The following is a 12,442-nucleotide window of genomic DNA, read 5'->3' on the forward strand; positions in this document are numbered from 1 at the left end:
TTATTATACCATCTCTAACTATTCTTACTTTAGATCCTCTGAATATCTTACCTGTAGTTACATAACATCCAGCTATTGTACCTACTCCAGATATCTTGAATAATTCTCTAACTTCAGCTTTACCAGTATCTTCATCTCTGTATTCAGGATCTAACATTCCTGTCATAGCAGCTTGAACATCTTCTATAGCCTTGTAGATTATTGTGTAACTTCTTACGTCTACCTTTTCCTTTTCAGCCATAACTTCAGCACCTGGAACTGGTCTTACGTTAAATCCTATTATTATTGCATTAGATGCAGCAGCAAGCATAACATCTGATTCAGTTATCGCTCCAACACCACCATGTATTGTTCTAACAGCAACTTCTTCATTAGATAATTTTTCAAGTGATTGCTTAACAGCTTGAACAGAACCTTGTACGTCAGCCTTTATAACTATGTTTAATTCCTTAACCTCAGCATCACCCATTTGGCTGAAGAAATCATCAAGTGACATTCTTTGGCTAGACTTTAACATTTCTTCTCTAGCCATTGCTTGTCTCTTATCAGCTACATTTCTAGCTATCTTATCAGTTGGAACTGATACGAATTGATCTCCACCTGCTGGTACTTCTGATAATCCTAATATTTCTACTGCAGTTGATGGTCCAGCAGTCTTAACTCTCTTACCTTTAGAGTTGATCATCGCTCTTACTTTACCAGATGCAACACCTGCTACTATTGGATCTCCAACTTTTAGAGTTCCTCCTTGTACAAGTACAGTAGCTACTGGTCCTCTTCCTTTATCAAGTTCTGCTTCTATAACTGTTCCTACAGCTCTCTTGTTAGGGTTAGCTTTTAATTCTTCTACTTCTGCAACTAAAAGAATCATTTCTAATAATGTATCTATGTTTACACGATTACGAGCAGAAACTTCAACTGATATTACATCTCCACCCCAGTCTTCAACTAATAAACCTTGATCAGCTAATTCTTGCTTAACTTTATCTGGGTTTGCAGCTGGCTTATCTATCTTGTTTATTGCAACTATTAATGGTACACCTGCAGCTTTAGCATGGTTTATAGCTTCTACAGTTTGAGGCATTATACCATCATCTGCAGCAACAACTAATATTGCCATATCTGTTACTTGCGCTCCTCTAGCTCTCATAGATGTGAAAGCCTCATGTCCTGGTGTATCTAAGAATACTATCTTTTGTCCGTTTATTGAAACTTCAGAAGCACCTATATGTTGAGTGATTCCTCCAGCTTCTCCTTTTGTTACATCAGTTGATCTTATTGCATCTAGTAAAGATGTTTTACCGTGGTCAACGTGTCCCATAACTGTAACAACTGGTGGTCTTTCTACTAAATCTTCTTCTTTATCTTCTTCTATTTCCATTAAAGCATCTATAGCTTCAACTTCTTCTTCATCTGTTCCACCTATTACTAATCCAAATCCATAGTCTTTAGAAACAAGCTCTGCTATTTCAAAACCTAGTTCTTGGTTTATTGTTGCCATTGTTCCCATTTTCATAAGCTTCATTATTATTTCTGATGCAGATTTATCTAATGCATTAGCTAATTCTTGAACTGTTAACTTTCCATTTATTGTTACAGTAGGTCCTGAAGTTGCAGCAACCTCATCTGATAACATTTCTAAAGCTAACTCTAATTCTTCACCTGATAATTCAGCATTTTCATCTGCTACATTTATATCTAATTCAGCTAATTTAGCTATTAGCTCTTCATTTGATAATTTTAAATCTTTCGCTATTTGGTATACTCTTGTTTTTGACACAAGATCACCCCCTATTATATTTTTGGTATTTCTGGTGTTTCTGATACTTCTGGTTTTTCTAGTGTTTCTAGTAATTCATTTATTTTCTTGGCAAATCCGGCATCTTTGATTCCAACAACTGCTCTTGGAGCCTTACCTATTGCCAGTCCTATCTGTAATTTAGTTGAAAAATGTTCGTATGGTATGTGTCTATAAGAACTCTTATCCTTAAAAAGCTTTTTGGTATTTTTTGATGCGTCCTCTGCAATTATAACTAATTTTACGTTTCCTCTTTTTAGCTCTAGTAAAGTAGAATCATCTCCTGATACTATCTTACCTGCACGAGCAGCAAGACCTAAAAACGAGTATATCTTAGCTTCAATCTTATTGTTCATAAGCTTCTAGCTGAGTAAGTAAATTTTCATATACTTCATCAGATACTTCAATCTTAAATGCTCTATTTAGAGCTTTAGTCTTTATAGCTTTTTTTAAACATTCAGAGCTTTTGCAGATATATGCTCCTCTACCATTTGCTTTTCCAGTTGGGTCTAAAGATATTTCGCCTTCTTTGTTCTTAACGATTCTTATTAGACCTTTTTTAGAGTCTCTTTCTTGACATACTATACATTTTCTTTGAGGTACTTTCTTAACTTTTTGCAAAAGTATCTCCTCCTTATTCTTGGATATCTTGAGATTCACTATTTGCTTGAGACTCACTCTTTATGTCTATCTTCCAGTTAGTAAGCTTTGCAGCAAGTCTTGCATTTTGTCCTTCTTTACCTATTGCAAGTGATAATTGGTAGTCAGGAACTACTACTAATGCAGATTTCTCTTCTTCGTTGACATCAACAGTTACAACCTTTGATGGACTTAAAGATGCAGATATAAATTCAGCTGGATCATCTGAGTACTTGATTATATCTATTTTTTCATCTCCTAATTCATCTACTATATTCTTAACTCTAGATCCTTTTGGTCCAACACATGCTCCGATTGGATCTATCTTATCATCTATAGATTTAACAGCCATCTTTGTTCTAGAACCAGCTTCTCTTGATACTGATTTTACTTGAACTATACCTTCAAATATTTCAGGTACTTCAAATTCAAATAATCTCTTAACTAGACCTGGATGACTTCTAGATACTACTATTTGAGGTCCTTTATTAGTTTTCTTCACTTCTAATATATAAACCTTTATTTTTTGTCCAGCTTGGTAGTGCTCCCCTGGTATTTGCTCAGCTTGTGTCATTACAGCTTCTATTCTTCCAAGGTTAACGTGTACTATGTTCTTATTTATCCTAGCAACTTCACCTGTAACAATTTCATTTTCTTTTTCTACGAAATCATTATATACTATTTCTCTTTCAGCTTCTCTTATTCTTTGAACTACTACTTGCTTAGCAGTTTGAGCCGCTATTCTTCCGAAATCTCTTGGTGTTACTTCATTTTCTATTATATCACCTAATTCATAGTTAGGGCTTATCTCTCTAGCATCTTTTAATTCTATTTCTAGGAATGTATCATATAAATCAGACTCATCAACTACCACTCTTTGAGAGAATACTTTTATGTCTCCTCTAGATCTGTCAAACTCAACTCTTACGTTTTGAGCTGAACCGAAGTTTTTCTTATACGCAGTTAAAAGTGCTTGTTCTATAGTATCTATAAGTATATCTTTATCTATACCTCTATCCTTTTCTAATTCATCTAAAGCTTCCATAAATTCGTGGTTCATTGTTCTTCCTCCCTAGTCTGCTTTCAATTAAAACTTAATAGCAAGTCTAATTAATGCAACATCCTTCTTATTAAACTCAACTTCTTCATTATCTATTATAACTTTTATGTTTTTATCTTCAGTTAATCCAACTAACTCAGCTTCAAGTTGCTTAGTACCGTTTATTGGCTTGTATAGCTTTATTTCTACTTCTCTTCCTTGATATTTCACAAAGTCTTTATCTTTTTTAAGTGGTCTATCAAGTCCTGGTGAAGATACCTCTAAGAAATAGTTATCCTTTATAGGATCTTTAACATCAAGTATTTCGCTTAATGCTCTACTAACTACTTCACATTCATTTAAAGATATTCCACCTTCTTTATCTATGTATACCCTTAAATAATATTCTCCAGCTTCTTTTACGTATTCAACATCTACAAGTTCAAATCCATTAGTATCAATTATTGGCATTACTAATTCTTCTATTGTAGTTTCTGTACTCTTTTTCATAATCTTGCCTCCTATTCAGTTGTAATTCATATAGTATTCATAAAACAAAAGAGTGAGCACATCAGTCTCACTCTTAGTTTCTGCAATATATACTATTTTATATACCACTATACCATATATTAGTTTTATTTGCAAGTTTTTATACCATATATGGTACTCTACCCTAGCTTTTCCAAGGTTTGTTGATGCAACGTCTTCTGTCTTCAAAATAATATTGCTCGCTTTTTTGCCCCAATAAACCATATTATTTCTAATTATCGTGTCTATAAAATTAAAAAAACCTAATTTCCATTTCATAAAATTCATTTTTATTTATTATTATCACAAAAATTGACTCGTCAAAAGCTTTGTACTAGTTACTATTATATACTAATGTTTATGACCTTTATTCGATTTATTATCTCCTTTATCTGCTTCAGCTTCTCTATCATTTCTTTTTTCTTCTTTTTTATCGTCTTTCTTTTCATCTTCCTTTTTATCCTTTTGCTCTTTATTACCCTTATCTTTCTTTTCATCTTCTTTGTTTACTTCTGCTTCTTTACCATTTCTTTTTTCTTCTTTTTTATTATCTTTCTTATCTTCTTCTTTTTTAGACTTTTGCTCTTTATCTTCATTTTTATCTTGTTTATCTTGTTTGCCTTCTTTTGGTTCTTTACCTTCTTTACCTTCTTTACCTTCTTTACCTTCTTTACCTTCTTTACCTTGTTTATCTTGTTTATCTTGTTTATCTTGTTTTCCTTCTTTACCTTGTTTATTATCTTCGTTAGAATCTTCTTTTTTACTAGGCCCACCTATTTCTCCAGGTTTTCCTGGTTTATGTCCTGGTCCTGGTTTATGCCCAGGTCCATGACCTGGTCCTGGTCCCGGTCCTTTCCCTAGTATATCTCTAAATAATGCCACACTTAAGCCTCCAATTTATAATAGTTTAGCCATATGCATAGATTACTGCGACTAATTTATATTATGATTTCTTCGACAGAATGTTACCATTAATGACCTTTTTAGAAAGTAAACCGACTTTTATCCCTATTTTTTTAATCAAGGTTGATATTTGGTATAAAGTATTGAGTAAGAATTTCGTACTCTTCTACTGATATTTCATAAATACCTTCATATGTTTTTTCTATGTAGTATTTACCATGATTAGCCTGATATACAAACAATGATGTAGCGTTATTACTACTATCAGTTAAGTTAATCTACTCTATATGAAACAAATCCTAGATCCATTTGATTGGATTTATTTATTAAATCAAATTTATCATTTATACCATTCTCCCAACTTATAGAATAATTAAACTCTATAAATCCACCTAAGGATGCCTTGAAGTTAGTTTCCCAAATATTATTCATAACCCATGAGTAAAGTTCATAATCATGTTGGTTTGTGTATTTTTCATGGTATAACTTCTTAGAATTTTCATATTGTAACTTAGATGTATAAACAAGTGAACTATCCATCATAGCAATACTAACTCCATAATTTTTATGCTTTAATCCTATACTTCCCTGACTTAAATAGAAATCAACATTAGTTCCAGGTAACTGATCTTTTTTAGCCTGAATCACACAACCTGTTTTTTCTATAAATAAATCCATCTTGTCATCATTAAAAGTAAATGGAAGTGCTATATATAAACTCTCAGGGTCCCATACACTATCTTTGTTTATTATGACTACTACATCAGCTTTATTAATTTCATTATATATCTTAAACTCTAATCTAATTAATGAAGTTCCTTCTAAGTTTAAATTCATTACAATCTTTGTAAATACATCACCAGTTTCAGCTATACTTATATCTTCTATAATTGGATAAAATAACTTGGCATTAATACCTCTCATATTACGTCCTAATCTTTGACGAACTTTATATTGTTCATCTGTATTTTGCCCTTTAGCTTTTGTTATCTCATATATTGGCATAAATGCACCACTTCTAGAGCTTTGGTCAATTAATTCTACTTGATTAACTTTATCAAACCAACTTACTATACCTTTTTCATAGTCCCAAGTTATTTTTATATTTTTATTTTCATATGTATTTTCGTACTTTTTAATATCATTTTCTTCATCGTAAATATAAATATCGTTTATTCCTTGGCAACATGCACTTTCATTACTATTTTTTACATAGTTTATATCTCTTTCATATCTTTTTACATATAAAACTCTTTCTTCATTTGCCTTAAGAGTTATGACAAAGTTTATATAAGTTCCTCTTGGATGAGACTCACTTTGAGTTACATATTCATTATTGTCTTGATCTACTATAACTTCTTTTAAAGTTGATGTTTCCCAATAATCTAATGATAGCTTTACACTTTCAGTAATCTCTCTATCATAAGGATTTATAATCTTAAATTTAGGTTCTCTATTAGGTTTTAAACTACTTATTTCTTTTTTATCTAATACTTTTAAAAAGTTTCTAGTAGCCGCCTCATGTGCATTTATTGCATAGCTAGAATTCTTATAATCTAGTAAGTTTACAAAACTATTCCATGGATGAGTAACTGATGATGAATGTCCCCATGTATGTTCTGCATAAAGCATTAATTTATTTTCACATTCATTTATTAATTCTTTATCGCTCAAAATCATATTTTTATCTATCATCTTAGTAGTGTTTAAGATTCTTTGTGCTTCTTTATATATCTTATTTATTTGCGGTGTACTTCCTACTCCAAACGCCCACCAATCTGGCCAATCTCCACTATATATAGGTATAGATATATCAATATTTCTTACCTTATCAAAGAAGTTTTCTAAACTTGTCATCTTAATAGTTACTTCTTGTCCAAAGCTTGAATTCCACCAATCTACAAACTCTAATACTTCTATATTAGGTGAACCATTATCTGTTGGAAGCCCATGTACTGTTATAGGTATAAAGTTATATTCATATCCTTCATTTTCTAAGTTCTTTAGGTATCTGTACAATCTTTTTGTACCTATTTCATGACGATTATCACTTGTAAAGTTTGCTCCTAATTCATCCTTATTTATATATGAGCCTGTAGCAGTCTTTACTATTCCAAATTCATTACCAAAGTGATAGTGCTCTCCATTCCAGACTAATAACTTCTCCCCCTTAGGTGTTTGCCAGTAAAATGGAGTTTGCTTCTTAAATAGTGGATACATTCCATGATGTGTATGAACACATGAGAATAAATTTTTTATTCCATTTTCACAAAGTGCATCTGAGTATCCCCATGCATACCCATTTATATCAGCAGTTATTGCACTGTTTATATCTGTGCCTATGCTATTTGTATAATCTATCGCTCTCTTAGTATGATTTTTTAACACATCGTAATCTATAAGTTCATTTAAATTTAAATAATTGCCTGTTATTTCAATACTTTTATTTAAAATACATTGATTTAATCTATTCTTCCAGCTCTCATCTACAGCTTTTAAAAATACTTCTATGTTCCAAAAGCTTTCGCATACCCAAACAAATTCACTTTCTCTATTTTCCACTCTTAATTTTTCTGCTATTTCAATTGCTTGTTTTATAAAGTTTACATGGTAATGCTCTATATTTTCTTGAGTTTGAGTGTATCCTATGTCAGTATGTGTGTGATGAATAAGTAATACTTCCCACTTTTTATTTAGCTTCTTATCATCCATTTTATTCCCCCCTTTTATTGTTTATATCTCTTATTACCTTTATGTATATATACATCCTCAAGTATACTAAACTCCATAGTTTTTGCTAGTGAACAAATATTAGATTTGGTATACTTTCTTTAGGAAAACGTATATCTTCTATCATCAAATTGACGACAATAAAAATAGCGCTATACTAATGCATAGCGCTATTTCTATCTTATATTGTATATATTTTTGTATTTATTAATATTACGGCATGTATATCTCTTTTTATATCTATTGTTTATAAAACACTCTAGGAGTAGAGTTTCCTAAGGTATTTTCTACTATAGTTATACTGCCTCCAGACTTAACTATTTCATGTTCTCCAAATTCACTGTCAGAGTTTATAATTATTGAAAAAGTTGGGTTATTCTTTTGCTTTACTACCAGTGATAACACTCCATGTTGAGTAGTATTTTTAGGATCGTAGTTATAAATATTACTGCCTGAAATGTTGTTATCTATTGAATATACTATTTTAGACCTATCAAATATTAAGTAATTATTTTTATTTTCTTTATCTACCCATTTTCCTTCTATACTTGAAAGTACATAAAAATAGCTTATTATATCTGTAGATCTAAAGTTGTAAATTGCTGCTGAAATTTTTTCTTCTTTATCAGTTGCATAAGTAAGTACTGCATTGTCATCACTTGCCCAGTCTACTTTATAGGTTTTATTTTCTATGGCTTTATAAGTTGCACTTCCCTCTAGTGTGTCTACTTTTCTACCAAAGATAACTCCCCTTCTTTTAAGTCTAGTAGTTTTAATATTCATGTTAGGATATTCTTTTAATATAAGCTCATGTTTATTATCACTAGATTTAGAAACTAAAACATTTGTTAATCCTACCTTATATAAAAACGTACTATTTATTACTATTAATACTACTGCTATACTCACTTTTGTAGACTTTTTTATATCCCACCTTGATTTAAAGTATATATACATAATAATTATTATTATTAAATAATTTATAACATAAAATATCCAATCATATATTAAGTAATACCCCTTGGTTAAAGCTACTCCTACCGTTAGTACTTGAAATGTTATCAGTATGAAGGTTAAAATCATTAAACCTATCTTTATTTTTTTATTCATATTTTCTCCCTGCATTTAGTTGATCTTTTGTTTATTTTTAAAATGTAACGTTATTGTTTCCTCATATTCATTGTAAGTAGTTACATTATCCCAAGTTACACCTGAGTTTACACTTCTATAGAATATTTCTCCGTATCCTTGTTTGATTAGTATATATCCAGTTTTACCATTGTCTACAAAATCTATATACATGTTATCATAACCTACTTCATTATCCATATTTGCTGTTTTCCCTAAGGTGCTTACACTCCATATGTTGCCTTGGATATCTCCACTTAATACGGTTATATTGTCAGAGCCTCTTCCTCCATAAACTATTGATACTTCGTCATTTGATATTACTATATTATTATTTGTAATTTCGTTAAAATAATCGGTAATACATGAAGTACCTGGCTCTACATCATCTGGTATCCTTATCCAAGTTTCCCCTTTATTAGCAGTTATATACAATTTATTCTCCTTTACAATATAATCTTGGTGATATTTTTCATCTAATTTGATTTCTCCATCTCCAACTAGTGCATATCTCTTGCTATCATCTACGTATGTATATTCATCTTCTTGGTTATGACTTTCTTCTTTCTTAGCTTCTATTAAGGCCTTTTTACGGAGACCTAAGTTTATTAAATCAATAGCTAAAGAAGTTTTATCAAAAGCTTCATATCCTATCTTCCCTAAAGCAACAACTGCTATAATAATTGCAATATACTTTCTTTTATTTAATTTCTTCTTAAACTTCATATTAACCTTCCTTGTATCTATTTTAAAGCTACCTAACTAACTTCTAATTTTTTAAATTTACAATATTTCTTATTTGAACCTCACTTATTCCAAACTGCTTAGACAATGACTTGTAATCTCCTTTGAAGGAGTCTTTAATTATCTTATTTCTAATAGGCTTAATTAGACTATTTTCATTTGGTATGTATAAATTACTTCCCCCAGCTACTTTCACTAATTCCCTAAAAGAATCCATTCCTATTGCTTGTACAATATCTATTAAATTCTCTGGTAAATACTCTTCAGTTAAATGCTCTAACATTAAAACACCCCCATAAACTTATATATTAATTATATTCTAACATCTATTTTCTTAAATTTGTCAGCAAGGTTTTATATTTTTTTATGAAATATTTTATTAAAATACCTTAATATACCATAAAAGACTTATTTCCTATACTTAAATCAAGAATCAAGATTCTTAAATACTATCAAGGAGGTAAATATTATGGCTGTTATTGCATTAAAAGAACCATCTACTCTAAAGGTTAAGTTTAATCATGGGGCTGACACTAACGGAAAGGCAATAATTAAAACTAAGAGTTTTGCAAATGTAAAACCAACTACTTTAAATGATGATTTATATGAGGTAGCATCTGCTGTTGCTTCACTTCAAGAACATGATTTATATGAAGTATCTAAAGTAGACAACACTACTTTAGCAGAATAAAAATTTGGGGAGGTAATTAATTATGAATGTTTCTTTAACACTTGTTATGACTTTTAAAACCACTGCTGGTAATAAAATATCTTTATCTATTGTTGATCCTAGAGATGATCTTACTGAACAAGAGATTAAGGATGTTATGGAGCTTATAATAACAAAAGATATATTTGCTCCAAATGGTGCTCCTTTGGTAGAGGCCGTTGAGGCTAAAATTGTTAAGACAAATACTACACCTTATGACTTGGTTATAGGTTAAAACTTTTAGCTATGCTTAGGTGCTGAGGAGGTATTTAAATTGAATGCTGATATTCAAACTTTGATAGCTTCTGTTGGATTTCCTATTGCTCTTAGTATGTATTTACTTATTAGGATTGAGGGAAAGCTTCAAAGCTTATCCGATAGTATCAATGAATTATCTAAAAATATTATAAATATGAAATAATATAGGGGGTCGTAAAACACGACCCCCTCTTTTTAGATTTTACTTAATTTGGTTATGCTATAATAGTAATATCATAATTAAAAAGGGGTTTGATAAAAATGAAGCTGTACATAGGTTCAAAATTAAGAGATAAGTGTCCTAAGACTTGTATCGGTAGTATAGAAGCAAAAGTAAAAGTTTCTGATTCATCTGAAGAACTTTTAAATATAATGAATGATATGTGTAGGGAAATTGAAGATACAATCGATACAAAAAGTATTTCAAAAATTAAAAATATAAGTGATTCTAGAAGTTCATATAGAAGTGTAGGCAAAGATCCTACTAGATATAGATTATCATCAGAGGCTTTAATCAGAAGAGTTGCTAAGGGTGATGGACTATATAAAGTAAACAACGTTGTAGATATAAATAATATAGTATCTCTAGATAGTGTATACTCTGTAGGTACATATGATTTAGAAAAATTAAGGGGCGATGTTAAGTTTACAGTAGGTGACTCAGGAGAAAGCTATACAGGTATTGGAAAAGGTGATATTAATATAGAAAATCTACCTGTATTTGAAGATGAAGAAGGAAAGTTTGGTAGTACTACTTCTGACTCTACTAGAGCTATGATTACTACTAGTTCTACTCATATACTTATGAATATAATTTCATTTAATGGAGATGAAGAATTAGAGTACTATATGAATGTAGCAGAAGAATTATTAGTTAAATATGCAGATGGAGAAATCCTTAATAAAAATATAATTAAATAATGCATATAAAAAAGACGGGGTCGTGTTTTAGACCCCGTCTTTTATTTATTATTAATATATATTATACAGCTTCAGCTTCTTCTACTTCTTCAGTAAGATTTGCATAGCTTTTAAGTTCTTTAAATAAAACTATAGCAGTTATTGCTGATGATATTATATCCGCTGCTGGTTGTGCAAACCAAACTCCATCTAATCCTAAGAATTTAGGTAATATTAATATCATTGGTATAAGTAATATAACTTGTCTAAGTAATCCTAATACCATTGCAATCTTTGCTTTTCCTATTGATTGGATAAAGTTTGTACCTACTATAGATAATCCTACGATTGGTAATGCAAGTGCATATTTTCTTAATCCATTTATTGTTATCTCCATAAGTTGTGGATCTCTATTAAACATACCTACAAGAACTTGTGGTGCTAGTTGTATAAATAAAGCTCCTAATATAAATACAACAGTTGTTGATAATATACTTAGTTTAAGTGTTGTTTTCGCTCTATCATATTTTTTAGCTCCAAAGTTGAACCCTACTATTGGTTGCATACCTTGTACTATACCAAATGCAGGCATTAAAAATATCATTATTATTGAGTTTATAGTTGCCATAGCTCCTATAGATAAATCTCCACCATACATTTTTAAAGCGTTATTACTTGTAACTTGAACTAAACTTCCTGCTATTTGCATTGCAAATCCAGCTGAACCTATTGCAAATATTGATGTAACTAATTTCTTTTGTAGTTTTAAACTAGATTTTCTAAAAGTTAAGTTTGACTTTCCTTTTACAAAGTATAATATTCCCCATATTGCTGTAAGCGCTTGAGATGTTATTGTAGCAACTGCTGCTCCTTTTATACCCATATCAAATCCAAATATTAATACTGCATCTAATATTATATTAGTAAAACAACCAACTGCCATTATTGTAGCTGATAGCTTTGGGTTACCATCTCCTCTTATTGCACTGTTAAACATCATACCCAGTATACTAAATACTGTCCCAAATAATAATACATTCATATAAGACTGTGCATAATATAATGT

At 30.6% G+C, this 12,442-nt stretch carries 17 protein-coding genes; 4 read left to right on the forward strand and 13 right to left on the reverse strand.

Annotation, left to right across the window (positions count from 1 at the left end; all coding sequences use genetic code 11):
* The 12 genes from infB to CHL78_RS17795 form a co-directional block, all read right to left on the reverse strand.
* Positions 1–1,780, reverse strand: a 1,780-nt coding sequence (gene infB / locus CHL78_RS17740) for a translation initiation factor IF-2 (RefSeq protein WP_116041645.1), incomplete at its 3' end; no start/stop codon positions are given.
* Between the two features lie 14 nt (positions 1,781–1,794).
* On the reverse strand, positions 1,795–2,154 hold the full coding sequence (locus CHL78_RS17745) for a L7Ae/L30e/S12e/Gadd45 family ribosomal protein (RefSeq protein ID WP_094366706.1): 360 nt from the start codon (positions 2,152–2,154) through the stop codon (positions 1,795–1,797).
* Positions 2,144–2,419, reverse strand: coding sequence for an RNase P modulator RnpM (gene rnpM / locus CHL78_RS17750; RefSeq protein ID WP_199534113.1), 276 nt, complete (start codon positions 2,417–2,419; stop codon positions 2,144–2,146). The genes CHL78_RS17745 and rnpM overlap by 11 nt, the downstream gene beginning before the upstream one ends.
* A 13-nt stretch (positions 2,420–2,432) precedes the next feature.
* Positions 2,433–3,497 carry a transcription termination factor NusA gene (gene nusA / locus CHL78_RS17755; RefSeq protein WP_094366705.1) on the reverse strand — a complete coding sequence of 355 codons (1,065 nt, stop codon included), beginning with the start codon at positions 3,495–3,497 and terminating at the stop codon, positions 2,433–2,435.
* Between the two features lie 27 nt (positions 3,498–3,524).
* Positions 3,525–3,986, reverse strand: a complete 462-nt coding sequence (gene rimP, locus CHL78_RS17760; RefSeq protein WP_094366704.1) for a ribosome maturation factor RimP — start codon at positions 3,984–3,986, stop codon at positions 3,525–3,527.
* 15 nt (positions 3,987–4,001) lie between these two features.
* Positions 4,002–4,193 (reverse strand): hypothetical protein, encoded by a 192-nt coding sequence (locus CHL78_RS17765; protein WP_147295847.1) that lies wholly within the window; start codon positions 4,191–4,193, stop codon positions 4,002–4,004.
* Positions 4,194–4,355: 162 nt separating this feature from the next.
* Positions 4,356–4,886: a hypothetical protein gene (locus tag CHL78_RS20580; RefSeq protein ID WP_147295848.1), complete on the reverse strand. Its 531-nt coding sequence runs from the start codon at positions 4,884–4,886 to the stop codon at positions 4,356–4,358.
* Between the two features lie 134 nt (positions 4,887–5,020).
* Positions 5,021–5,185, reverse strand: coding sequence for a DUF5301 domain-containing protein (locus CHL78_RS17775; protein WP_116041647.1), 165 nt, complete (start codon positions 5,183–5,185; stop codon positions 5,021–5,023).
* Positions 5,181–7,619, reverse strand: a complete 2,439-nt coding sequence (locus CHL78_RS17780) for a glycoside hydrolase family 38 N-terminal domain-containing protein (protein WP_094366701.1) — start codon at positions 7,617–7,619, stop codon at positions 5,181–5,183. The genes CHL78_RS17775 and CHL78_RS17780 overlap by 5 nt, the downstream gene beginning before the upstream one ends.
* Positions 7,620–7,877: 258 nt before the next feature.
* A complete protein-coding gene (locus CHL78_RS17785) occupies positions 7,878–8,747 on the reverse strand; it encodes a hypothetical protein (RefSeq protein ID WP_094366700.1) in 870 nt (289 codons plus the stop codon).
* A 15-nt stretch (positions 8,748–8,762) separates the two neighbouring features.
* Positions 8,763–9,491 carry a hypothetical protein gene (locus CHL78_RS17790; protein ID WP_094366699.1) on the reverse strand — a complete coding sequence of 243 codons (729 nt, stop codon included), beginning with the start codon at positions 9,489–9,491 and terminating at the stop codon, positions 8,763–8,765.
* Positions 9,492–9,534: 43 nt separating this feature from the next.
* On the reverse strand, positions 9,535–9,792 hold the full coding sequence (locus CHL78_RS17795) for a Mor transcription activator family protein (RefSeq protein ID WP_094366698.1): 258 nt from the start codon (positions 9,790–9,792) through the stop codon (positions 9,535–9,537).
* 186 nt (positions 9,793–9,978) lie between these two features.
* Here CHL78_RS17795 and CHL78_RS17800 point away from each other — a divergent pair, with 186 nt between their 5' ends.
* From CHL78_RS17800 to CHL78_RS17815, 4 genes are all read left to right on the forward strand, one after another.
* Positions 9,979–10,200, forward strand: coding sequence for a DUF1659 domain-containing protein (locus CHL78_RS17800; RefSeq protein WP_094366697.1), 222 nt, complete (start codon positions 9,979–9,981; stop codon positions 10,198–10,200).
* A gap of 22 nt (positions 10,201–10,222) precedes the next feature.
* Complete coding sequence (locus CHL78_RS17805) at positions 10,223–10,453, forward strand: DUF2922 domain-containing protein (RefSeq protein ID WP_094366696.1); 231 nt, start codon at positions 10,223–10,225, stop codon at positions 10,451–10,453.
* A gap of 39 nt (positions 10,454–10,492) precedes the next feature.
* Entirely contained in the window at positions 10,493–10,639 is a 147-nt protein-coding gene (locus CHL78_RS17810) for a YvrJ family protein (protein WP_094366695.1), read from the forward strand.
* A gap of 98 nt (positions 10,640–10,737) precedes the next feature.
* Positions 10,738–11,397 (forward strand): B3/B4 domain-containing protein, encoded by a 660-nt coding sequence (locus CHL78_RS17815; protein ID WP_094366694.1) that lies wholly within the window; start codon positions 10,738–10,740, stop codon positions 11,395–11,397.
* A gap of 61 nt (positions 11,398–11,458) precedes the next feature.
* Here CHL78_RS17815 and CHL78_RS17820 read toward each other — a convergent pair.
* Positions 11,459–12,442 (reverse strand): MATE family efflux transporter (locus CHL78_RS17820; RefSeq protein WP_116041649.1); only part of this gene is annotated, 984 nt, incomplete at its 5' end.

Origin of the sequence: Romboutsia weinsteinii (assembly GCF_002250835.2) — a bacterium.
GTDB lineage: Bacteria > Bacillota > Clostridia > Peptostreptococcales > Peptostreptococcaceae > Romboutsia_A > Romboutsia_A weinsteinii.